At 59.4% G+C, this 22,137-nt stretch carries 19 protein-coding genes; 9 read left to right on the forward strand and 10 right to left on the reverse strand.

What is annotated here, in order from left to right; genetic code table 11:
- The first annotated feature begins 77 nt into the window (after nucleotides 1-77).
- The 5 genes from rpoN (at nucleotide 78) to QZ298_RS03125 (ending at nucleotide 5,044) form a co-directional block, all read left to right on the forward strand.
- Nucleotides 78-1,499 carry an RNA polymerase factor sigma-54 gene (gene rpoN / locus QZ298_RS03105; RefSeq protein ID WP_296005273.1) on the forward strand — a complete coding sequence of 474 codons (1,422 nt, stop codon included), beginning with the start codon at nucleotides 78-80 and terminating at the stop codon, nucleotides 1,497-1,499.
- Between the two features lie 454 nt (nucleotides 1,500-1,953).
- Entirely contained in the window at nucleotides 1,954-3,504 is a 1,551-nt protein-coding gene (locus QZ298_RS03110; RefSeq protein ID WP_296005274.1) for a response regulator, read from the forward strand.
- 83 nt (nucleotides 3,505-3,587) lie between these two features.
- Nucleotides 3,588-4,004 (forward strand): tRNA (adenosine(37)-N6)-threonylcarbamoyltransferase complex ATPase subunit type 1 TsaE, encoded by a 417-nt coding sequence (tsaE, locus tag QZ298_RS03115; protein WP_296005275.1) that lies wholly within the window; start codon nucleotides 3,588-3,590, stop codon nucleotides 4,002-4,004.
- A gap of 22 nt (nucleotides 4,005-4,026) precedes the next feature.
- A complete protein-coding gene (locus tag QZ298_RS03120) occupies nucleotides 4,027-4,431 on the forward strand; it encodes an SRPBCC domain-containing protein (RefSeq protein WP_296005276.1) in 405 nt (134 codons plus the stop codon).
- Nucleotides 4,432-4,438: 7 nt separating this feature from the next.
- On the forward strand, nucleotides 4,439-5,044 hold the full coding sequence (locus QZ298_RS03125) for a hypothetical protein (protein ID WP_296005277.1): 606 nt from the start codon (nucleotides 4,439-4,441) through the stop codon (nucleotides 5,042-5,044).
- 59 nt (nucleotides 5,045-5,103) lie between these two features.
- Here the strand turns inward: QZ298_RS03125 and QZ298_RS03130 are convergent, their stop codons facing one another.
- The 7 genes from QZ298_RS03130 to QZ298_RS03160 all read right to left on the reverse strand — a co-directional run bounded on the left by QZ298_RS03130 (nucleotide 5,104) and on the right by QZ298_RS03160 (nucleotide 14,114).
- A complete protein-coding gene (locus tag QZ298_RS03130) occupies nucleotides 5,104-5,700 on the reverse strand; it encodes a DUF4923 family protein (protein ID WP_296005278.1) in 597 nt (198 codons plus the stop codon).
- Nucleotides 5,701-5,712: 12 nt separating this feature from the next.
- Complete coding sequence (locus QZ298_RS03135) at nucleotides 5,713-7,638, reverse strand: NAD(+) synthase (RefSeq protein WP_296005279.1); 1,926 nt, start codon at nucleotides 7,636-7,638, stop codon at nucleotides 5,713-5,715.
- Between the two features lie 69 nt (nucleotides 7,639-7,707).
- Nucleotides 7,708-8,925, reverse strand: coding sequence for a peptidase T (gene pepT / locus QZ298_RS03140; RefSeq protein WP_296005280.1), 1,218 nt, complete (start codon nucleotides 8,923-8,925; stop codon nucleotides 7,708-7,710).
- 75 nt (nucleotides 8,926-9,000) lie between these two features.
- Complete coding sequence (locus QZ298_RS03145) at nucleotides 9,001-10,998, reverse strand: OPT family oligopeptide transporter (protein ID WP_296005281.1); 1,998 nt, start codon at nucleotides 10,996-10,998, stop codon at nucleotides 9,001-9,003.
- Nucleotides 10,999-11,169: 171 nt separating this feature from the next.
- Nucleotides 11,170-11,496: a nucleoside triphosphate pyrophosphohydrolase family protein gene (locus tag QZ298_RS03150; protein ID WP_296005282.1), complete on the reverse strand. Its 327-nt coding sequence runs from the start codon at nucleotides 11,494-11,496 to the stop codon at nucleotides 11,170-11,172.
- 160 nt (nucleotides 11,497-11,656) lie between these two features.
- Nucleotides 11,657-12,928, reverse strand: a complete 1,272-nt coding sequence (murF, locus tag QZ298_RS03155) for a UDP-N-acetylmuramoyl-tripeptide--D-alanyl-D-alanine ligase (RefSeq protein ID WP_296005742.1) — start codon at nucleotides 12,926-12,928, stop codon at nucleotides 11,657-11,659.
- A gap of 112 nt (nucleotides 12,929-13,040) precedes the next feature.
- Nucleotides 13,041-14,114, reverse strand: coding sequence for a mannose-1-phosphate guanylyltransferase (locus QZ298_RS03160; protein ID WP_296005283.1), 1,074 nt, complete (start codon nucleotides 14,112-14,114; stop codon nucleotides 13,041-13,043).
- A 153-nt stretch (nucleotides 14,115-14,267) separates the two neighbouring features.
- Between QZ298_RS03160 and QZ298_RS03165 the strand changes: the two genes are divergently transcribed.
- From QZ298_RS03165 to QZ298_RS03180, 4 genes are all read left to right on the forward strand, one after another.
- Nucleotides 14,268-14,987, forward strand: coding sequence for a CDP-alcohol phosphatidyltransferase family protein (locus tag QZ298_RS03165; RefSeq protein ID WP_296005284.1), 720 nt, complete (start codon nucleotides 14,268-14,270; stop codon nucleotides 14,985-14,987).
- Between the two features lie 3 nt (nucleotides 14,988-14,990).
- Nucleotides 14,991-17,123: a putative porin gene (locus tag QZ298_RS03170; protein ID WP_304421524.1), complete on the forward strand. Its 2,133-nt coding sequence runs from the start codon at nucleotides 14,991-14,993 to the stop codon at nucleotides 17,121-17,123.
- A 44-nt stretch (nucleotides 17,124-17,167) separates the two neighbouring features.
- The gene (locus tag QZ298_RS03175) at nucleotides 17,168-17,851 is read left to right on the forward strand and encodes a transglycosylase SLT domain-containing protein (RefSeq protein ID WP_296005285.1); all 684 of its coding nucleotides are present in this window, start codon (nucleotides 17,168-17,170) and stop codon (nucleotides 17,849-17,851) included.
- 130 nt (nucleotides 17,852-17,981) lie between these two features.
- Nucleotides 17,982-18,185 (forward strand): hypothetical protein, encoded by a 204-nt coding sequence (locus tag QZ298_RS03180; RefSeq protein WP_296005286.1) that lies wholly within the window; start codon nucleotides 17,982-17,984, stop codon nucleotides 18,183-18,185.
- Nucleotides 18,186-18,521: 336 nt separating this feature from the next.
- Here QZ298_RS03180 and QZ298_RS03185 read toward each other — a convergent pair whose 3' ends face one another.
- Genes QZ298_RS03185 through QZ298_RS03195 form a run of 3 tightly spaced genes read right to left on the reverse strand, consistent with a single transcriptional unit; the run spans nucleotide 18,522 to nucleotide 22,122 of the window.
- The gene (locus tag QZ298_RS03185; protein ID WP_296005287.1) at nucleotides 18,522-20,159 is read right to left on the reverse strand and encodes a PCMD domain-containing protein; all 1,638 of its coding nucleotides are present in this window, start codon (nucleotides 20,157-20,159) and stop codon (nucleotides 18,522-18,524) included.
- Nucleotides 20,156-21,160: a hypothetical protein gene (locus tag QZ298_RS03190; RefSeq protein WP_296005288.1), complete on the reverse strand. Its 1,005-nt coding sequence runs from the start codon at nucleotides 21,158-21,160 to the stop codon at nucleotides 20,156-20,158. The genes QZ298_RS03185 and QZ298_RS03190 overlap by 4 nt, the downstream gene beginning before the upstream one ends.
- Before the next feature lie 14 nt (nucleotides 21,161-21,174).
- Entirely contained in the window at nucleotides 21,175-22,122 is a 948-nt protein-coding gene (locus QZ298_RS03195) for a hypothetical protein (protein WP_363323908.1), read from the reverse strand.
- Between the last annotated feature and the right edge of the window lie 15 nt (nucleotides 22,123-22,137).

The following is a 22,137-nucleotide window of genomic DNA, read 5'->3' on the forward strand; positions in this document are numbered from 1 at the left end:
GGATTCCGCTTTCTCGGGCTGCGGTACACGAAGAAACCGGTAAGTTTTCGTTCTTAATTCTTAATTTCGAAAGACGTATGGCTATCAACCAGAAGCAGGTGCTTTCGCTTCAGCAGAAACTCTCTCCGCAGCAGATCCAGATGATCAAGCTGCTGGAGCTGCCCACCGTGCAGCTCGAACAGCGCATCAAGCGGGAGATCGAGGACAACATCGTACTCGAAGAGGAGGAGCGCACGGCCGAGGAAGAGACCGAGCCGCAGCAGATTTCGGTCGAAGAGTATTTGCGCGAGGACGATACCCCGGCATATAAGAGCCGCATCAACAACTACTCCAAGGACGACAAGCAGCGTCCCGTGTTCCTTACCGGGGGCCGGTCGTTGCAGGAGTATCTGGTCGAGCAGCTCCGTTTCCGCAGCCTTTCGGAGCGCGACATGCGGTTGGCCGTCTATCTGATCGGCAGCATCGACGAGGACGGCTATCTGCGTCGCGACCTCGAATCCATTGCCGACGATATCGCCTTTTCGGTCGGCATCGAAACCACGGCCGGGGAGCTGGAGCGGCTGCTGGGTATCCTCCACGAGCTGGAGCCGGCCGGCGTCGGGGCGCGCAACCTGCGCGAATGCCTGCTGTTGCAGATGAACCAGATGCCCGTCGATTCGCGGGCGCGGCGCTTGGCCCGCAAGATTCTGACTTCCTACTTCGACGAATTCGTCAAGAAGCACTACGAGAAGCTGATCGCCCGCTTGCAGATTTCGGAGGACGATTTCCGCGAGGCCATCGCCGAAATCCGGCGGCTCTCGCCCAAGCCTGGCAACCTCTATGCCGAGGGAGGCACCGACACGACGCCCTACATCATTCCCGACTTCATCCTCGATTGCCAGGACGGGCGTTTCCAGTTGTCGCTCAACTCCTACAACGTGCCCGAAGTTCGGGTCAACCGGCGCTATGTCGAGATGATCCGCGACATGGTGGCCTCCGACGGCAGCGTCAAGGAGAAGGACAAGGAAGCGATCCAGTTCGTCAAAAGCAAGATCGATTCGGCCAAGTGGTTCATTTCGGCCATTAAGCAGCGCCACGACACCTTGATGCGCACCATGCAGACCATCCTCGACTACCAGCAGGAGTATTTCAAGGACGGCGACCAGTCGAAGCTGCGGCCCATGATCCTCAAGGACATCGCTGACCGCACGGGGCTGGACGTCTCGACCATTTCGCGCGTGGTCAACAGCAAATATGTGCAGACCCAGTTCGGCATCATCCTGCTGAAGTCGCTCTTTTCCGAGGCCATGCAAACCGAGTCGGGCGAGGAGGTCTCCAGCTACGAGATCAAGAACATCCTCCAGGAGTGCATCGACCAGGAGAACAAGCGCCGGCCGCTGACCGACGAGACCCTTATGGATATTCTCAACTCCAAGGGCTACCGCATCGCCCGGCGCACGGTAGCCAAGTACCGCGAGATGCTGGGCATCCCCGTGGCCCGGCTGCGCAAGCAGATTTAAAACGTTTTAACACTTCTCCTTCGAGGTTTCGATCCCAAGACGCCTTGAAGACATTCCGAGGGAGGCTCCTTCCGAAGTCCCGACGTAAAGATGGTTCGAATTTTCGAGGATCGGCCCCTCCCCGGATACAAAGACGCTTCGAAGCCTTGAAATCCCGATACCGGGATAGTTCGCTATTTTCTTGCTCGGAATATTTTGCGGTTCTGTCATTAGAACATTCTGCTGTCCTGTTTTGCCGTCGGGACACTCGGCCCCTCTCGCGAGGTTTTCCCGTCGGAAAGCGCTGTCCTCTCTCCGTTCATCCTTTCGCCGCTGAGTTTCCGGGGGTTGGCAGTCGATGTCTTGTCTCGATTTCCGGTTTTTCTTTCTTTTTTCGGATTCCGGCCAATAAAGCGGCCGGTTTTTGCGTTGGTTGGCGTAAAAGCATTATTTTTGTATTTCAAAAAGCATCGCTATGGTTAAGATTCTTTGGGTCGACGACGAGGTGGAGCTGCTCAAGCCCCACGTGCTCTTCCTGCGCGGGAAGGGATACGATGTGGAGACCTGCAACAACGGTTACGATGCCATCGACATGGCTGCCGAGGGGGCTTTCGACCTGATCATCCTCGACGAGATGATGCCCGGCATGACCGGTCTCGAAACCTTGCCCAAGATCAAGGAGGTGCGGCCCACGACGCCTGTCATCATGGTTACCAAGAGCGAGGAGGAGAACATCATGGACAAGGCCGTCGGGTCGAAGATCGCCGATTACCTCATCAAGCCCGTGAATCCCAACCAGGTGCTGCTTTCGATCAAGCGGATCGTCCATTCGCAGCAGTTGGTCACCGAGCAGACCACGGCTGATTACCAGTCGGAGTTCGGGCGCATTTCGCAGTCGTTGCAGATGGCCGATACGTTCCAGGATTGGTGTTCGCTTTACCGGCGGCTCACTTCCTGGGAGATCGAGTTGGAGGATTCCACCGACCGCAGCATCAAGGAGGTGCTCGCCTACCAGAAAGGCGAGGCCAACCAGGAGTTCTCGAAGTTCGTGCGGCACAATTATTACGATTGGATCAACAAGCGTGCGGACGACACGCCCGTGATGTCGCATACCTTGATGCGTTCCCGGATTTTTCCCGTCGCCGACGAGAATCCGAAAACCACCTTGTTGTTGATCGACAACTTCCGCTACGACCAATGGAGGGCCATTTCGTCGTTGTTGAGGGGGTATTACGACGTCGCGGCCGAGGATTTCTATTGCGCCATCCTGCCCACCGCCACCCAATATGCCCGCAACGCCATCTTCGCCGGCTTGATGCCTCTGGCCATCGACCGCCTGATGCCCGACAAGTGGCTCAACGACAACGAGGAGGGCGGCAAAAACCAATATGAGGAGGAGTTTCTCCGGCGCCTGATGGCCCAGAGCGGCAAGCAGTGGAAATTTTCGTTCGACAAGCTCGTGCGGCCCGAGCAGGGGCGGCGGTTGGTCGATAACATTCAGAAGGTCTATGATGCCGATTTTTCGGTCATTATTTACAACTTCCTCGATATCCTCTCCCATGCCCGCACCGAGACCGACATCATCCGCGAATTGACCGAGGACGAGTCTGCGTTCCGTTCGCTCACGCGTTCGTGGTTCGAGCATTCCGACCTCTACACCATCCTGCGGCTTCTTTCCGAGCGGGGGCATACCGTCGTCATCACATCCGACCACGGCACCATCCGTGTCGACAACCCTGTGAAGGTTACCGGCGACCGCGAGACTTCGGCCAACCTGCGCTACAAGACCGGCCGCAACCTCGCCTACAACGCCCGCGAGGTCTACGAGGTGCAGCGGCCCGAGGACATCCAGCTGCCGTCGAGCAACCTCACGTCGAGTTTCATTTTCGCTTATAATACCGATTTTCTTGTCTATAACAACGACGCCAACCGCCATATCCGCTACTATCGCAATACGTTCCAGCATGGCGGCATTTCGATGGAGGAGATGATCGTGCCCTATTTAGTGTTGAAGCCAAAAAAATAAAGAAACTTCCCCGGAACGGACGTGCTCCTGCCTTTGCGAGCCGTCGGTTTCGGGAGCCGTTTCGTGATCCGAACTTTGCATCTATGAAGACCATCCACATAACTTCCCGCGAGGAATTGCCCCAGGTCGCCCGGGCCGTCGTCGAGTTGTTGGGCCGCCGTACCGTCGTGGCGTTCCGCGGCGCCATGGGCGCAGGCAAAACCACCCTCATTCGCGAGATCGTCGCTCTGCTCGGTGCCGAGGACACCGTGACGAGTCCCACGTTCGCCATCGTCAACCAGTACAAGGGCGACGGGGGGCGGCGCATCTGCCATTTCGACTTTTATCGCATCGACGACATCCGCGAGGCTTACGATTTCGGTTACGAGGAGTATTTCTACTCCGGCGACGTCTGTCTGGTCGAGTGGCCCGAGAAGATCGAGCCGTTGTTGCCCGACAATGCGATCGAGGTGCGTATCGCGGTCGATTCCGAGACTGCGCGGACGTTCGAAATCGAATAGATGAAGCATAACCCTGATTCGTATGCAAGAATACATTTCCAAGCAGCAGCAGATTCTCCGTCCTGCGGAGCAGATTTTCGCCGTCATCAGCCGTTTCGACAACCTCACGCCCGCCGTGGCCGACCGTGTCGAGGAGTGGCAGGCCGACGAAGAACATTGTTCGTTCAAAGCCAAGGGGTTTGCCGTCAGGCTCCGCATGGACGAGCGTGTCGAACCCAAACACGTCAAGATCGTCGGCGACCAAGGCGGCGTGCCGGTCGATTTTGCGTTCTGGATTCAACTGCACAAGGTTTCGGACGTTGATACGCGTCTGCGCCTTGTCTTGCATGTCGAGTTGAACATGATGATGAAGATGATGGTCGGCTCCAAGTTGCAGGATGCCGTCGACCGCATAGCCGAGGGCATCGCCCAGGCGATGAACCGTTAGTGCAGCCATGTTGCGCCGAGCCGCCGATGCCCTTTCCTGGGCGCTGCATCCGTTCTTGTTGCCGCTCTATCTGGTCGTCGTCTTGTTGACCTACACGCCCTATGCTTCTTATCCTGGCAACATGAAGTTCTATCTGGTGTGGGTCATCCTGCTCTACGGCATGTTTTTGCCGGCTTTATGCCTGGGACTATTGCATGCTTGGGGGCGCGTCTCCGACTGGCGGGTCGACCGGCGGCGCGAGCGGATGTGGCCGTTGGTCGTCGGTGCGGTCTGCTATCTGTTGTGCGCCGTGACGCTGGCCAAGTTTCCGTCAGCCGCGTTCTTGCGCAAATTCATGGTCGCCGCTGCATGTTGCGAGGCGATGTGTCTTTTCGTTTCGTTTTATTGGAAGATCAGCCTGCATCTCACAGCCATGGGAGCTGCCGTCGCCTTGATGGCGGTGTTGAATTTCGTCGATCCCGGGTGCGCCGTCGTTCCCTTGCTCGCGGCCGTGCTGGGTGCCGGTGCGTTGGCTTCCGCCCGGCTGTATCTGGGGTGTCACAACGGGTTGCAGGTTGCCGCAGGCTTTTGCGGGGGATTCGCGGTCGCGGTGCTGTCGTTGCTGTTCGCATGAAAAAATTCCCCGGCAAGCCTCATAGGCAACCGGGGAATGATTGTTTTGCAGACGGGTGTCTACCTTGCGAATTGGAATCCGAGGTAGACGTTTTCGTATTTGGCTAAAAGCGCGGTCACGGAAGCGAGCGACGGAATTTTGTCGCCGAGCGCCGTGATGAAGCGAACGAGCGTCGTGACGGGAAAAACCAGCTGCAACTCGGAACCGCTGACGAACGCATGGCCGCAGAGCGTGCCGAGGTTGTATTGGCCTTTGGCGAAGTGCAGCGTCATGGCGTGGGTCTCGGGGTCGAATTCGTAGGTGCCGCTCAATGTGTGCGAACCGACGGTCGCGGTAAAAGCATTGTCCTTGCCGAAAACGAATGCGCAGGCGCCGGGCCGGATGCCGACGAGCTTGTAGGCCGTTTCGAGTTTGGCCGAGACGGCCGATTCGAGTGCGGTGCCGCCCAGCGAGGCGGCGAGGTCTTCGCTCTCGAAGCGGACGCCGGGTGCAGTGTAGTTCCAGTCGCCGACGATGGCCAGACGGGTCAGTTCGCCTTCGGTAGCCTTGTCGGCGAGGGCCGTGCCGATTTTGGTCAGCAGATCCGACCAATTTTGCGCCGCAGCGGTTTCTGCCGACAGCCACAGCACGGAGGACAGCAATAAAAGTTTCTTCATGGTGCAAGGGGGCTACGAGTTTTCCAGTTCGCTCAGCCATACGGCCGCCGAGGCATCCGAGGGCATGCGCCAATCGCCCCGCGGCGAAAGGGATACCGATCCCACTTTCGGGCCGTCGGGCATGGCCGAGCGTTTGAACTGCTGGGCGAAAAAACGGTGCAGGAAGACGCCCAGCCATTTGTGGATCGTCGCCCGATCGTAGCTTCCCTGGAATGCCGTTTCGGCCAGGAAGAGAATTTTTGCCGGGCCGTATCCTGAACGCAACAGGTGGTAGAGGAAGAAGTCGTGCAGTTCGTAAGGCCCTACCAGGTCTTCGGTCTTCTGGGCGATCTCTCCTTGCTCGTCCGCAGGCAGCAGTTCCGGGCTTACCGGCGTGTCGATCACATCCAGCAGCGTCGCACGCGTCGCCGGGTCGGGTTCGATCTCTGCGGCTCGTTTTACCAGATGGCGCACCAAAGTTTTGGGCACCGAGGCGTTGATTCCGTACATCGACATCTGATCGCCGTTGTAGGTCGCCCAGCCCAAGGCCAGTTCGCTCAGGTCGCCCGTGCCGATTACCAATCCTCCTTCCATGTTGGCCACGTCCATGAGGATTTGCGTCCGTTCGCGGGCTTGTGCGTTCTCGTAGGCTGCCGAGCGGTCGGCTGGGTCGAGTCCTATGTCCTGCATGTGTTGCGTGCAGGCGTCGCGGATCGGGATTTCGCGCAGCGTTACGCCTAAACGGCGCATCAGCTCCAGTGCGTTGTTGTACGTGCGATCCGTGGTGCCGAATCCCGGCATGGTAATGCCCACGATGCCCGTGCGGTCGAGCTTCAGGAAGTCGAAGGCCCGCACCGTCGCCAGCAGCGCCAGCGTTGAATCGAGTCCGCCCGAAATCCCTACTACGGCGCATTTGCAGCCTGTGTGCGCCAGTCGTTGCGCCAGCCCGTGGGCCTGCATGTTGAAGATTTCTTCGCACCGTTCGTTGCGGTCGGCCTCGTTGCGGGGAACGAACGGCAGCGGATCGACGTCGCGGTCGAGCGCCGCGGCCCGCAGGCTCTCGGGAATCTCCATTTCGATCACGGTGTTCTCCGTCTGGGCTTCGTGCTGGCGGAACGAGGTGTTGCGGCGGCGTTCGAATTCCAACCGTCGGATGTCCACGTCGGCCACGACGAGCTGTTCTTCGCCTGTGAAGCGGGGCGCTTCGCGCAGGATCGTACCGTTTTCGGCGATTAGGGCCTTGCCTGCGAACACCAGGTCGGTCGACGACTCGCCCGGCCCGGCCGAGCAGTAGACGTAGGCCGCTATCGTGCGGGCCGACTGCTGGGCCACCAGCTGGCGCAGGTAGGCGTGCTTGCCCACCGCTTCGGGCGACGCCGAGAGGTTGAAGATCGCTTTGGCGCCGTTGAGCGCCAGGTGCGACGAGGGCGGGATTGCCGTCCAAAGGTCTTCGCATATTTCGACGCCGAATTCCACGCCGTTGACTTCGAACGTCAGGTCGGCGCCGAAGTCGGTTTCCTGTCCGCCGGCCGTGATTTTCTCCTCGGCGATGCCTGCGCCCGAGGCGAACCAGCGGTTTTCGTAGAACTCCCCGTAGTCGGGGATGTGGATTTTGGGCACTGCGCCCAAGATGCGGCCTTGGGTAAATACCGCCGCACAGTTGTAGAGCGTCGAGCCGTGCCGCAGCGGAACGCCCGCGAGGATCGTCAGCGGCAGCTTGCGCGTGGCCCGCACGATTTCGGCCAGCGCTTCGTCCGCCGCGTCGAGCAGCGGGGTTTGCAGCAGCAGGTCGCCGCACGTGTAGCCTGTCACGGCCAATTCGGGAAACGCCACGATCTCCACGCCCCGTTGTGCGGCCTGCTCGGCCAGGGCGATGATGCGCTCCGCATTGTATTCGCAGTCGGCGACCCGCACCCGGGGCACTGCCGCCGCTACCTTGAGAAACCCGAAATTATCCATAAATCGAAGCGATATATAATGAATGATCGATTAGACCGAACAACGGTGCATATCATCATACATTATTGATTATTCGGCCCACAGCTGCGCCAAGTTCAGAATGACCTGCTGGGCTTTCCGCATCGTGGTCAGCGAGCAGTATTCGAACTTGCCGTGGAAGTTCATGCCTCCCGTGAAGAGGTTGGGGCACGGCAGCCCCATGAATGAGAGACGCGCGCCGTCCGTGCCGCCGCGGATCGGCCGCACGAGCGGTTTTACACCGGCCATCTCCATGGCTTTCAGAGCCTTGCCGATTACTTGCGGATGGGGTTCCACCATCTTGCGCATGTTGAAATATTGGTCGCGGATCGTCAGCGTCAGCACGTCGTCGCCGTATTTCTTTTTCAGCAGATCGACCGCCGCCCACATGAAGACTTTCTTCTGCTCGAACTTCTCTGTGTCGTGGTCGCGGATGATGTAGCTCACGGCGGCCTTCTCGACCGTGCCGTTGAAGCCCACGCAGTGGAAGAATCCTTCGTAACCTTCCGTGAACTCCGGTTTTTCCGCTGCGGGAAGCAGGTTTTGCAGGTCGCATGCCACTTCGATGGCGTTGATCATCTTGCCCTTGGCATAGCCTGGATGGACGTTGCGGCCCTGGATTTCGATCTTGGCGCCCGCGGCGTTGAAGTTCTCGTACTCCAACTCGCCCTCCATGCCGCCGTCGACCGTGTAGGCGAAGTCGGCGCCGAAGGCCGCCACGTCGAAGAAGTCCACGCCGCGGCCCACTTCCTCGTCGGGTGTGAAGCCGATGCGGATCTTGCCGTGCTTCAACTCGGGGTGGGCGAGCAGGTATTCCGCCGCTGTCATGATTTCGGCGATGCCCGCCTTATCGTCGGCGCCCAGCAGGGTCGTGCCGTCGGTGTGGATCAGGGTGTGGCCCTTGAAAAAGGCGAGTTCCGGGAAGTCGGCGACCCGCATGACCAGGTGGCCGTTCAGCACGATGTCGCCGCCGTCGTATTCGTCGATGATGCGGGGTTTGACCTCCTTGCCGCTCATGTCGGGCGAGGTGTCGACGTGGGCGATGAAGCCGATGGCCGGGGCGTTCTCGCAGCCGGGCGTCGCCGGAATCGTGCCCATCGTATAGCCGTAGCGATCCATCGTTACGTCGGTCATGCCGAGTGCCGTCATTTCGTCGCGCAGATCGGCCAGCAGGGTCTTCTGCTTCTCGGTCGAGGGGTAGGTCGCACTCTCCTCCGACGACTGGGTGTCGTAGGAGACGTATTTGAGGAAACGGTCTTTCAAGTCCATGCTTATCGAAGTGAAAGGTAAAACGAAAAGGGTAGGGCCGGGCTTCCGTAGGCCCGGCTCCGGAATCATGCGTCTTTATTTCTTTGCTTTCATCGTGTGTCCTGCGAAGTAGCCGGCCAACAGCAGATACATTGCCAGACCGACCCATTCGGCCGCGTTCGACGAAGCCCAGCGGCTCAAGAACCAGTCCACCTCGGCGAACTTCAAGATCGCGCTAACCACGCCCATCAGGGCGCCGCCGGCGATGAAGCCCGAGGCGATGAGCGTGCCGCGGTCGAAACGCGCCTTGTTCAGGGCTGCGTCCTGCGAACGGGTCGACACGAACCATGCTACCAGACCGCCTGCTACCAGCGGGGCGTTCAGCTCCATGGGGATGAACATGCCCAGGGCGAAAGCCAGGGCCGGTACGCCGATCGCCGTGAGCAGCAGGGCCAGCATCGCGCCGCAGAAGTAGAGCATCCACGGCGTATGTCCGCCCGTCATCAGGGGCTGGATCACAGCCGCCATCGCATTGGCCTGGGGCGCCACCAGGGCGCCTTCGCCCACGAAGCCGTAGGATTTGTTCAGCACGATCATCACGCCGGCCACGGTGGCTGCGGCAACCAGTGTGCCGAGAAATTTCCAGGTCTCCTGTTTGCGGGGCGTGGTGCCGAGCCAATAGCCGATTTTCAGGTCGGTAATGAAGCCGCCGGCCATCGAGAGGGCCGTGCAGACCACGCCGCCGATGATGAGCGCTGCCGTCATGCCCGTCGTGCCGCTGAGTCCTACGCTCACGAGGATCAGCGACGAGAGGATCAGCGTCATCAGCGTCATGCCCGACACAGGGTTGGTGCCTACGATGGCTATCGCGTTGGCTGCCACCGTAGTAAAGAGGAACGCGACGACGAACACCACCGCGATGGCCGTCAGCGACTGCACCCACCCGTCGAGCAGGCCGAAGTGGAAGAATACGAAGATCGACAGCAGTGTCGCCACGAGGAGTGTCAGGATGCGTTTCATCGTCAGATCGCGATCCGTGCGTTCCGCAGCGATGGGCTGCCGTTTGCTGCCGCCCAGTTCCGAGACTGCCAGTCCCACGGCTTGGCGGATGATGCGCGACTGTTTCACGATGCCGATGATGCCGGCCATGGCGATGCCGCCGATGCCCAAGGGCTTGCCGATGAACTGGAAAAGGTTTTCGGCCGACAGCAGCTTTTGCGGATCGGCCAGCAGATCGTCGCGCGTCACGCCCAGCAGGGTCGCCATCGCCGCCGGGTCGAGCGCTTCGGCCAGCGATCCGACCACGGGCACGATGATGAACCACACCAGAGCCGAACCGGCTGTGATGATCGTCGCATATTTCAATCCGATGATGTAGCCCAGACCCAGCAGGGCGGCCGAGGTGTTGATGCTGAAGACCACCTTGAACTTTTCCGCGGCCATGGCGCCCCACGTGCAGATGCGTGTGGACACCGACTCCGTCCATAATCCGAACGTGCCTACCGCGAAGTCGTACAGACCCCCGATCAGACCCGCTACGGCGAGCAGTTTGGCCTGCGCGCCGCCTTTTTCGCCCGAGACCAGCACTTCGGTGGTCGCGGTAGCTTCCGGGAAAGGATATTTGCCGTGCATCTCTTTGACGAAATACTTACGGAACGGGATCAGCAGCACGATGCCCAGTACGCCGCCGAAGAGCGACGAAAGGAAGACCTGCCAGAACGCCGCGTCCAATCCCAGGATGTAGAGCGCCGGCAGTGTGAAGATCGCCCCGGCGACGATCACGCCCGACGAAGCGCCGATCGACTGGATGATGACGTTCTGTCCGAGCATGTTCTTCTTGCCCAATAGGTTGCCTGCGCCTACGGCGATGATGGCGATCGGAATCGCCGCTTCGAACACCTGGCCCACCTTCAGTCCCAGGAAGGCTGCCGCGGCCGAGAAGATCACTGCCATGGCCACACCCATCGCTATGGCGTAAGGCGTGGCTTCGCGCGGCGTTGTCGATGCCGGCATCAAGGGCGTGTAGGCTTCGCCCGGCTTGAGTTCCCGATAGGCGTTTTCGGGCAACGAAACAATGGGGTTTTCTTGTTTCATATTCATCATTTTTACTATTTGTATATAGAATCGTCCCGGTTTCCGTGCGGCTTTGCCTTGAATTTTGGTTTGCGGGCTGCAACTTTGTCCTTGCCAGGAGCCGTGTGGACGAAAAGTTGTTCCGGATGCTGAAGCGAGGGGCTGTGCGCGGAGAGACGTGCCTGCTTGTTTTTATCGGTTGTCGCCGCTGCCCGAGATGAGGTTGCGCTGCATGCGCGAGCGGAGTTTCTCTACGTTCATCTGCGCCACGTCGTCCAGCTCGTAACCCAGGTCGCGCGCGAGCGTCGCGCAGTACCACAGCACGTCGCCGATCTCTTTCACGATTTCGAGTTTCTTCTCCGGCGTGAAGGCGCCCTGCCCGTCGCGGATCACTTTCTTGACTTTGTCGGCCACTTCGCCCGCCTCGCCCGTCAGTCCTAAAGTAGGGTAGACGATGCGGCTGGTTTCGGGATAAATGGCCGTTTCGAGTGCATGTTGTTGGTATTCGTTGAGAGTCATAACTTTTGGTTTTTGGGGGTTGTGCCGACAAAAATACGCAATAATTTCCGAAATCCGGAGCATGCGGCGCGTAAAGATGGCGGAAAGTCAGGCCGGGGTGCCGCATATGGAAGCGGCGCACCGGATTCCGGTGCGCCGCAGCATGTCGGCGGGTGTCGCGTCAGAACAGCCCGATCAGTTTTTCCAGACCGATGCCATGCGAGCCTTTCAGCAACACGGTCGCACCGGTCAGCGGGTGCGCTTTCAAGTCGGTCTCCAGTTCTTCGCGCGAGGAGTAATATTTTGTGAGACGCAAATTGGCATGAATATTCGGTTCCGTCGAGCTTTCGAGCGTTTTCCCTGCTTTTCCGAATTCGCTGCCTACCAAGTAGATTTCCGCCGCAGGGTCTTGCATCGCCAGCCGCAGGATCGCCGCATGTTCTTCTGCCGACCATGCGCCCAGTTCCAGCATGTCGCCCAAGATCATGACGCGCCGGCTGCGCCCGTTGGTCGGACGTTCGGTTGCGAAGTCGCCGATCGCGGCCCGCATGCTCGACGGGTTGGCGTTGTAGCAGTCCACGATCAGCGTGTTGCGCTGGGTTTCGAGCCGCTGCGAACGGTTGTTTTCCGGCGTATAGTCGGCGATCGCATGGCGTATGCGTTCTTCGTCGACGTCGAAGTAGCGGCCGATGGCTACCGCCGCCGCTATGTTGTAGCGGTTGTAGCCGCCCGCCAGACGGTTCTCTACCCCGTCGGCCAGCCGTTCGGAATATCCCTCCCAAGCCAAGCCGGGACGTTCTGCCGCCATCTCCATCAGCACGGGGTCTTCTTCGCGTACGAATATCCTGCCGCCATGGGCCGCCAGGAAGTCGTACAGCTCGCCTTTGCCGCGGCGGATGCCCTCCGGGCCGCCGAATCCCTCCAGGTGCGAGCGGCCTATGTTGGTCAGTATGCCGTAGTTGGGTTCTGCGATTTCGGCCAGCCGGGCGATTTCGCCGCAGGCGCTCGCGCCCATCTCCACCACGCCGAACTGCGTGTCGCGCGTCATTGCGAGCAGCGTCAGGGGCACGCCGATGTGATTGTTCAGGTTGCCCTGCGTGGCGTGCACGTCGAAACGCTCGGCCAGCACGCGGCTTGCCAGCTCCTTGGTCGTCGTCTTGCCGTTGCTGCCCGCCACGGCAAGGATCGGGATGCCCAGGGTGCGGCGATGTTCGCGCGCCAGTTCCTGAAGCGCCCGCAGCGTGTCGTCGACCAGGATGATGCGTTCGTCGGTAACGGCTGCCGGGTCGTCCGCCACAGCATAGGCCGCCCCGGCCGCCAGCGCGTCGGCTGCGAAGCGGTTGCCGTCGAACGTCGCGCCCCGCAGGGCGAAGAAAAGCGAGTCGGGCACGATCCGCCGCGTGTCGGTCGAGATGCGGGGATGGGCGCAGAAAAGATCGTAGAGCGTGTGGATCGGACAAGTCATGATGCGAGGGCGGAAAATAGCGTAAAACCGGAAACGATACCGGCACCGGCCCGCAACTTTTGGGAAAAAGTCCGGCCGGCGCCCGTTCGGAGCGGTTGATCTATATGTGTTTGTCGCCGTTGTTATATTTTACTTCGTCGATGAACTTTTTGATGCTTTGCTCTTCGGCCCGGGGGCAGATCATCAGCACGTCGTCCGTGTCGACCACGATGTATTCTTTCAGCCCGCTGATGACGGCGATTTTGCCTTTGGGCAGCGAGACGATCGACGAGCGCGTGTCGTAGAGATAACATCCCTCCTCAGGAATGGCGTTGGCATAACGGTCCTTACGCGAATGCTGGTAGACCGAACCCCACGTCCCCAGGTCGCTCCAGCCGAAATGGCCGCAGCGGACGTATACATTGTCCGCCTTCTCCATGATGCCGTAGTCGATCGAGATCGCGCGGCATTCGGCGAAGACCATCTCCACGATGTTCTGTTCGGCGTCGGTGCCCAGGGCGTTCATCAGACCGCTGAAAAGCAAGTGATGGTCGGGCAGGTATTTTTCGAAAGCCTCCGCGATGGTGCGGGCTTTCCATACGAAGATGCCCGAGTTCCAGTAGAACTCGCCGCATTGCAGGAAAGTCTGCGCCAGCTGGAGGTCGGGTTTCTCGGTAAAACATTTTACCTTGCTGATGGGCTGCGCGTCCGACACCTGGATGTAGCCGTAGCCCGTGTCGGGACGCGTGGGCTTGATGCCTACGGTCATCAGGGCGTCGTTCTGCGTTGCGAATTCCAGACATTCGCTGATGACGGCGCGGAAGTCGTCTTCGTCGAGGATCAGATGATCCGACGGCGTGACGATCATTTCGGCTTCGGGGTCGCGCTTGAGCAGCGAGTAGGCCGCATAGGCGATGCAGGGCGCCGTGTTGCGGCCCACGGGTTCGCACAGCACCTGCTCCGGAGCCAACTCGGGAAGATGCTCCAGCACCAGGTCTTTGTACTTGCGGTTCGTCACTACGAGGAAATTTTCCGCCGGCACGATCTTTTCGAAGCGCTCGAAAGTGTGGCGGATGAACGATTTGCCGGTGCCCAGGATGTCCAGGAACTGTTTGGGCATCGACTGCCGGCTCTTGGGCCAGAACCGGGAACCGATTCCTCCGGCCATGATTACGCAATATTTGTTGCTCGCCATAGGGCTTTATTGATTTGTTTCGGATTGCTGTTGTTGCAGGTTGCCGCCCGGTGTTCCGCTTTGCCGGCCGGGCGTTTCGAGTTTGTGTTTACAAAGATAAAAATATTTTCGTAACTTTGCCGCCTGCGTGGAATGAATTTTTTCACATCCCCTATGAAAGCAAAGCTCTTTACCATACCCAACCTGTTGACCCTCGCCAACCTTTTGTGCGGGGCTACGGGTGCCGTGGCGGCCTTGCAGTGGGGCGATCTGACGCTCGCTTTCGTCTTGATGATCGCCGCTGCGGGGTTCGATTTCTTCGACGGGCTGGTCGCCCGGCTTCTGGGCCAGGATGGCACGTTGGGCGTTCAGCTCGATTCGTTGGCCGATGATATTTCGTTCGGATTCCTTCCTGCGGCCGTTCTCTTCGTGCTTTTCGGACGTATGCCCGGCACTTGGCTGCCTGAAAGCGCCGGTGTCGCGGTGCTGCTTTTCGCCGCTTTTGCCGCGCTGCGTCTGGCCAAGTTCAATGTCGACGATTCGCAGCATGCCGAGTTCTGCGGTTTGCCGTCGCCTGCCGCGGCTCTTTTTTGCGCGTCCCTGGGTTTGTTGTCCGAGCGGTGCGGGCTGGTGTTGCCGCGCGAGGCCGTGCTGCTCATCGCTCTGGCCGTCGGCGTGTTGATGGTCTCGCCCGTGCGGATGTTCGCCCTCAAATTTCACGGTTACGGCTGGAAGGGCAACGAGGTGCGCTATTCGTTCCTTGTGCTCGGCGCCGGCCTGCTCGTCGCCTTGCGCTGGTGGGCCGTCCCTTTGATCGTGGCGCTGTATGTTGTCGTTTCGACCGCGATGTGGATCGCCTGCCGTCCGGAAAATCATCGGCAAACCGATAAATAGCTTATGATGATGGGTGCGTTGAAACGGGTCGTCCGTATCGGGTTGCTCGGAGCGTTTGCCGCGCTTCCGTTGGGTGCGTCGGCCCAGCTCGACGCCCGGTCGATCCTCCGTGCCCAGCAGCAGGGCCAGCAGACCGATCTCTACGGCTCGAATCCTTATGAGAGCGACGACGAGGCGACCATTGCCCAGGACACCGCCCGCAAGGAGCGCAAGATACGCAAACCGCTCGAATCCTACTTTTTCAGCGACTCGGTGCGGGCGCTCAACAACTTCAAGTGGCACATCAGCCGCGACTACAACCGCGTGGCCATCGGGCCGCTCGATACTACGCTGACCGATTTCAGGATCGACTATCCGTTCTACCTCCACGACGTGGGCGACATGGCCCAGGGTGCGCTGGGACAGACTTCCCTGCCGCTGAACTATTTCCGGCGGCCGCAGTCGTCCGACTTCGCGTTCGCCGACCCCTACTACGCCTACACCTACAACATGGAGAACGTGCCTTTCTACAACACCAAGCGGCCGCTCATCCGCATGGGCTACATCGAGTCGGGGCAGAAGCGCTACCGCGAGGAGAACTTCAACATCATGGTCGCGCAGAACATATCGCCCACCACGGGGTTCAACGTCGATTACCGTTCCCACAGCACTCGGGGATTGTATGCGTGGTCGCGCACGAAGAACCACAACGTGGCCGTCGCTTTCAGCCACACCGGCAAGCGCTACTCTGTCCATGCCGCTTACTACAACAACCACATCGAGCAGCAGGAGAACGGCGGTGTCGTGGGCGTCTGGGCCATCGCCGACACCACGTTCCAGCACCCTTCGGGCGTGCCCATGAAGCTCGCCGACGCCCAGGCCAGGAATATCTACCGCAATAATGCGTTCTTTGTCACGCAGTCTTACGGCATTCCCTTGCAGCGTATGACCGAGAGCGACTTTTCGCTGGCCGACCTTTCGGCCGTCTATATCGGCCATTCGTTCCAGTACAGTTCGTGGAGCAAGGTCTATACGGATCGCAACCGGCCCTATGTCGACGAGCGCGACCATCGGGACGAAAACGGTGCGTTCGTTCCCGCCACAGGCAATTATTACGACAATTGGTACATCGACCCCGCGCAGTCGCGCGATTCGCTTTACGAGCGGGTCATCTCCAACCGGATTTTCGTGCAGGCCCAGCCGTGGGATCGCAACGGAGTCGTCGGCACGATCGATGCGGGCGTGGGTGTGGACTTGCATCTCTATTCGCAGTTCGGTGCGGGCGACTATCTGTCCGGCGGTTACCGCAAGGTCAAGAAAACAAGCTATTTCGCCTACGGATCGGTCGGCGGAAAGATCAAGAAGTATGTCGACTGGGACGCCAACATCCGGTTCTACCCGTCGGGATACCGGGGCGGAGACCTCGAAATCGGCGCCCGCCTGGCGCTGACGGGGTATATCCGCCGTCACCCCCTGATTCTCGAAGGGCGTTTCTCCATGGAGCGCCGCACGCCGTCCTATTGGCAGGAGAATCTTTTCTCGAACCACTTCATGTGGTCCGCTCCTTTGAACAAGGAGAATGAGACTCGTTTCGAGGTCAAGTTTACGGTGCCCGACTTCGCGTTCGAAGCCGGAGTCTGGCAGGGCATCGTCGGCGACAAGGTCTACTACGGATCCGACAGCCGCATCGCCCAGCATGGCGGAAGCGTCGGCCTCACGAGTGCGTATGTGCGTAAGGATTTCCGCTTGGGCGGACTTCATCTGGACAACAGGGTATTGTTGCAGTGGAGTACGGATCAGGAGGTCGTCCCCGTTCCGCTTTTGAGCGCCTACCTGTCGTATTATTACGAATTCTGGGTCGTGCGCAATGTTTTGCGTCTGCAAATCGGGTTGGATGGGCATTATCACACCAAGTACCATGCCCCGAGTTACAACCCTGCCTTGTCGGCGTTCTACAACCAGCGCGAAGTCGATGTCGGGAACTATCCCTATGTCGATGCTTTCGTCATGGGAAAGTGGAAAAGAATGCGTATATTCTTGAAGTACCAGCATCTGAACAAAGGGTTGTTCGGCAACGGCGAATACTTTGCGTTGGCCGGCTATCCGCTCAACCCCGGTATGTTCAAGATCGGTATTTCGTGGGGATTCTATGATTAGCGTATTGTTCTGCACGGCTTGAGCAGCCCGCAAACCGATTTTCTATGCTGAAAAAAACAGCTTTGGCTTTTGCTTTCCTGACGATTTCTACTGCTTTCCGTTGTTCCGATCCGGGAGCTTTCCGCTCTGCGGAGCAGTCCGAGCGCGTCGGCAACGCCTATTCGTTGTTGCTGGAGGGCGAATATGTTATTTCCGCTTACGACGAGTTGATCCGCGACATCAGCGAGCAGGAGGGGCACGACTGGCGCCTGCTCTCGGCCATCGCCTACCATGAGTCGCGTTTCCGTTCGCACCTGGTCTCGCGGCGGGGCGCTCGGGGGCTGATGCAGATCATGCCGTCGGTGGCCCGGCAGTTCGGCATACCCGTCGCTGAAGCGGCCGACCCCGTTGCTAACGTGTGGCTGGCCAATAAGTTGCTGTCGCGGATCATGGAAGCGCTCCGCATTGCCGCAGGCACTCCGGACGAGGATCGTATGAGCATCGTTCTGGCTTCCTACAACGGGGGGCTGGGGCATGTGTGCGATGCCCGGCGTCTGGCGCGCTTCTATGGGGAGAATCCCGATTCGTGGGAGGTTGTCAAGCGTTATCTGAAGCTCAAGTCGCTGCCCGAATATTATACGCACGAGGTCGTCGAATGCGGCCGGTTCGCCGGCAGCCGCCAGACTGCGGCCTATGTCGACGATGTGCTGGGGCACTACAAGAAATATTGCAGCATGGTCGGGCGATGACCCGAAAAAGACCGAAGGGGCGTATGCTGCCGGCCCGGATTCCTCGCCGACTCTTGTTTTAGGGCTGCTCCGTTGCGGGGCAGCCCTTGTTATCGGATGGTTGTGCGGAAAGGAAAATAAAAACAGTTCTTTGTGTAGATGCTTGGACGCAGCGCACGGAGGAGGCGTACGCACGGAGGCTGCTGCCCAGCGGGGCCACGGTGCCCGAATCGAAGACGACCATGCCGGCGTAGACACTGCCTGCGAAGCAGGACGACGACGACCAATAATTGCCCTCGACGCCGACAGCTGTCAAGTCTCCCGACTCTCGGGTGCGGTAGCCCGCGGCTGGTAAAAGAAGCAATCGCTGGAATGAATGCCGCAGCGGGGTCATCGAGAGCAACGCCGCGGCAAACTGGGATGGACAACTGGCAACACCGCAAAACAAGAAGCAAAAGTTTTTGCACGGAATCTTTGCATTAAGGTTTCAGCGTTGAATTATTTGCGCATGAAACGTTCTTGCACCGAATCGTCGATACCGAATGAACCGTCCGCACCGAATTTCTGTGCTGAACTTTTGTATCAACTTCTTTTTTGCGCCTTATATTACCAGTGGATTGCTGAATCTACGTACCGCGCTGGCGGAAGCCGTGACCTCTGCCATTCCGGGTAGAAAGAACTGTTTTTATGTTCACAAGTCCGCGTAGTCGTAGAGCAGTTCGAAGTCGTCCACCCACATGCGGCTTTGGGTCGAGCCGACGAAGTAGTCGCCCCAGCGCGATCCCGAGCAGACGATCATCATGTGCGTGGGTTGGATGTCGGTGTTGCGCCAGTCGATTTCGATGTTGAACGGTATCCATCCGTCCGTGCTTTTCTTGAAGATCAGTTCGCCGTAGCCCAAGACATCCTTGCCGTTCGGATTGAAGACGATCGGCGGAGTTTTCGTGTAGACTTGCACGGGCGATTCCGCCGTGCCGCCGTACTCTTCCGGTGTCCACGTGCCCAGGGCGATGTAGATCGACCCCTCGTCCATGTCGTCGTTGGTCAGGGTCTGGCCCGGGGGCATCGTGGTTACCTGCTTCATGTCGATGTCGATCTGCCCCTGGGTATATTTTACCCAGCCGCGCAGGGCGATGGGATGGGTGGCGAACGGACGGCCGAAGTTGACCTTGCCGTTGGTGCCTACCGTCTCCGCATAGGTGCCTATGAAGATGTTGCCCGCCGCGAATTTGCCGATGCCCATGAGCGAAGCGAATCGCGAACTCAGGCAGGCCGAGGCAGCACCTGCCGAGCCGGGCCGGACGTCGGGACTGCCTTCGCAGATCGTCTCGCCCGCCGATATGGAACCTTTGTTGCCGCTGTCCCAGAATGCTTGGTCTTCAGATAGATAAGGATATATGATCTTGCCCGGTTTGCTCCATTCTTCGAATCCGGCGTTGGGCAGAGGCAGGGCCGCTTCGGTCGTGAATTTTTCGATCTCCGATTCATCGTCGCCGGAGTAGGCCACCGCTTCGTAGCCGGTCTCCGGCAGCAATCCACGCACCTGTGCCGAGAACAAGCCGCCGTTGACGGTCAGCGTCTCTTGCGCCACTTCCGTCCATTCTTCGGTGCCTGCGGCCCGGTAGCGGAAACCCAGTTTCGTGCCGCTCAATCCCTCGGCGTGGAGCCATGCCGAGTGCGTCCAGGGGGCGATGCGGGAGAACCTCACTTTCACTTCGGTGTACTCCACCGTCAGATACCAGTCTTTCGTGTGGCCATGATAGGTCACATCCACGCGGCGGGCGCCTTTCGAAAAGTCGTGCAGCCGATCGAGGTTCGTGTCGTCGAGTTCCAGCACATCGGTGCACGACATGGTCGAAATGTCGCGCGGCCCGAGCTTCAGCGCCGTGACCGTCACTTGCGAGAGGTCTTCGAAACCCACATAGGCCTTGGCCGTGCGGGCCGTGGTGTCCCACTCCGTCGTGCCGATCTGCCCCTCGACTGCGAACTTCCGCTCGATCGTCTGCCGGGCCTCGATCGTCCAGGGATAATCCTGATAGATCGAGAGGTTCACATAGAGCGGCGTGCGCATGTTGTGACGCCCTACGATCGGCGTCGAGAGGGTGGCGTTTTCCGTTACCGTGCAGGCGGTAATTTCCACCGCCTGGATGTCGGTCGTCTCCTCCAGCGGCAGGATCACGCGCAGCTCTTTCTCGTCGATGGTCGGCTCGCCCGACAATCCCTCGGCCGCGATGCTCTCGATGCGGCACACCACCAGCGGGTAGGGGATGTCGTTCACGATGCAGCCGGCCAATGCCAGTGCCAGTATGTAGCAACCCAATCGTTTCATTGGCGGTCTCCTTTCTTCTTGTTCCACAGATGGATGGTCAGACCTATGCGGATGTCGGCTATGTTGAGCCGGAAATTCATTTTCGAATATTCGCGGGTGCCCGTCTTTGCGCCTTGTTGGTCGTATTGGTTGATGTGCGTATAACGGAAGCCTCCCAGACCGAACGAAATCGCAGCGCAGACGTTCGGAAACGCATAGACCGCCACGCCCGGGTTGAGCCAGACCTTGATCGTCGTGTTGTCCGAGGAGGTGTGTTTGCGGCTGTCGCCCGACTGATAGGCGAAGACGTTCTCGCCTGTGCTGAGCGACAGTTCGATTTCGCCGAATACCGCGAAGCGGCCTTTTTCGTCGAGCGGGACGTACGAGCGGTGGAACAGACCGAACGAAAAGCGGTCGTTGGTCAGATCCAGCCAGGGAATCTCGATGTCCAGGTCGTTCTGCTCTCCCAGGTTGATGCCCAGCGAATTGAGTTTGCCCGAAATGTGGGTGTAGCCGAACCGCACGCCGATGCAGCGGTTGTCGCGGTAGAAGTAGCCTACGAACGGGTTTACGGTGGTAATGTTGCCGCTCAGGTCGATGTTCTCGAATATCGGGAACATGTCGGCGTCTTCGGTCGAGAGCGTTCCGTAGGAGACGGTCAGACCGCACATCGTCTCGCCTTTGTAGACGAAGCGGTTTTTGTTGATCTCGCGGTCGATGCGGTGGCGCGTCGGCAGGAAGCGGCGTTTGATGCGCATGCCGCCGGGCGAATATTCTACTGCCGGCGCCGTCTTTCGCGACGTTTTGCGGCGCGCTTTCGCGTCGGCAGCCGGTGCGGCCGTGTGCAAGGCAGGGAGCGGATCGGCGGCATCCGCAGGGGTTTCCTCCGGCGCGATTTCCGTCGCCGGACTGATTGCTTGCGTCGGAGTGTTTCCCTCCGTGGTTGCTTCCTGGGCCTGCGTCGTTGGGGCGGCGATCAGAAGCAAGGTCAGCAGGGACGTATGTAGCAAATTGGTCTTCATCGGGTGCGGGTGTCTCACAAGTGGAACGATACGCCCAACCCGATCGAAAGCGGGTTGATCCGGAAATTCATGTTGCTGGTGCGCAGGTCGGCGGTTTGTACCTGATTTTTTACCTGGTGGCTGTGTGTGTAGCTGATACCCATCACGCCGATGTTCACTTCGATGGCCACGAAGTTGGTCGCGAAGGCGATCAGTCCTGGCGAGACGCCCAGCGCGATCGACGTGCCGGTTTCATAGGTGCCTCTGACCGGCGAGTCGGCTGCGAACTTGGTCTGGTGTCCGCCTGCCGTGAGCGACATTTCGTTGAACAGCGCGAAGCGTTTGTTGCGCCCCAGAGGGATGTATTGGCGCCAGATCGCCGCCACGGAGTAGGAGTGCTTGAGCGAATAGTAATATTCTGCCGTGATGTTGGTGCCCGACTCTTCGTCGCCGAGGTTCAGGGCGCCGCCGTTTACCCGCAGCAGGGTGCGCGAGTAGATGAAGCGCATGCCGAACGCCATGTTGTCGCGCGGGGCATAGCCGATCAGCGGGCTGATCTTGAAAGTGTAGCCGTCCGAATCGATTCCTTCGATGATCAGGAACGTATAGCTGCTGTTCACGTGTGTCGAATAGGAGGCCGTGCCGCCGAAAATCCATTGTCCTGCGGGGACGAACACATGTTTTACGTCGACCAGACCGCGGCGCTCACGCAATTCGTTGATCGTCGGCGAATCTGCCGTATCCTCGGATTCTTGCTGTTTGTCCGCAGCGTTTGCCGCATCGCCGCCTGGTGGGAGGGGTTCCGGAACTGCTCCTGCTGTCGGAACGCGATCCGTTCGTGCGGAGTTCCCGGTTGCCAGGGCTTGTTCTGTTTGACGGGGCGTTCCCTGCATCCGCGGGGCTGCGGTCTCCGTTCGGGCATGCGCGTGGGGACACATGCCTGCCAGGGCTAAGGTCAATATGGCGTTGCGGAAAAGTCCCATGTTGTGCGTTTGCGG

The sequence above is a fragment of the uncultured Alistipes sp. genome (genome assembly GCF_910580175.1).
Lineage (GTDB): Bacteria > Bacteroidota > Bacteroidia > Bacteroidales > Rikenellaceae > Alistipes.

Bases quoted from the DNA above. Each gene is read 5' to 3' on its own strand.
- rpoN (WP_296005273.1), top strand. From the start codon at position 78: ATGGCTATCAACCAGAAGCAGGTGCTTTCGCTTCAGCAGAAACTCTCT.
- QZ298_RS03110 (WP_296005274.1), top strand. From the start codon at position 1,954: ATGGTTAAGATTCTTTGGGTCGACGACGAGGTGGAGCTGCTCAAGCCC.
- tsaE (WP_296005275.1), top strand. From the start codon at position 3,588: ATGAAGACCATCCACATAACTTCCCGCGAGGAATTGCCCCAGGTCGCC.
- QZ298_RS03120 (WP_296005276.1), top strand. From the start codon at position 4,027: ATGCAAGAATACATTTCCAAGCAGCAGCAGATTCTCCGTCCTGCGGAG.
- QZ298_RS03125 (WP_296005277.1), top strand. From the start codon at position 4,439: ATGTTGCGCCGAGCCGCCGATGCCCTTTCCTGGGCGCTGCATCCGTTC.
- QZ298_RS03130 (WP_296005278.1), bottom strand. From the start codon at position 5,700: ATGAAGAAACTTTTATTGCTGTCCTCCGTGCTGTGGCTGTCGGCAGAA.
- QZ298_RS03135 (WP_296005279.1), bottom strand. From the start codon at position 7,638: ATGGATAATTTCGGGTTTCTCAAGGTAGCGGCGGCAGTGCCCCGGGTG.
- pepT (WP_296005280.1), bottom strand. From the start codon at position 8,925: ATGGACTTGAAAGACCGTTTCCTCAAATACGTCTCCTACGACACCCAG.
- QZ298_RS03145 (WP_296005281.1), bottom strand. From the start codon at position 10,998: ATGAAACAAGAAAACCCCATTGTTTCGTTGCCCGAAAACGCCTATCGG.
- QZ298_RS03150 (WP_296005282.1), bottom strand. From the start codon at position 11,496: ATGACTCTCAACGAATACCAACAACATGCACTCGAAACGGCCATTTAT.
- QZ298_RS03160 (WP_296005283.1), bottom strand. From the start codon at position 14,114: ATGGCGAGCAACAAATATTGCGTAATCATGGCCGGAGGAATCGGTTCC.
- QZ298_RS03165 (WP_296005284.1), top strand. From the start codon at position 14,268: ATGAAAGCAAAGCTCTTTACCATACCCAACCTGTTGACCCTCGCCAAC.
- QZ298_RS03170 (WP_304421524.1), top strand. From the start codon at position 14,991: ATGATGATGGGTGCGTTGAAACGGGTCGTCCGTATCGGGTTGCTCGGA.
- QZ298_RS03175 (WP_296005285.1), top strand. From the start codon at position 17,168: ATGCTGAAAAAAACAGCTTTGGCTTTTGCTTTCCTGACGATTTCTACT.
- QZ298_RS03185 (WP_296005287.1), bottom strand. From the start codon at position 20,159: ATGAAACGATTGGGTTGCTACATACTGGCACTGGCATTGGCCGGCTGC.
- QZ298_RS03190 (WP_296005288.1), bottom strand. From the start codon at position 21,160: ATGAAGACCAATTTGCTACATACGTCCCTGCTGACCTTGCTTCTGATC.
- QZ298_RS03195 (WP_363323908.1), bottom strand. From the start codon at position 22,122: ATGGGACTTTTCCGCAACGCCATATTGACCTTAGCCCTGGCAGGCATG.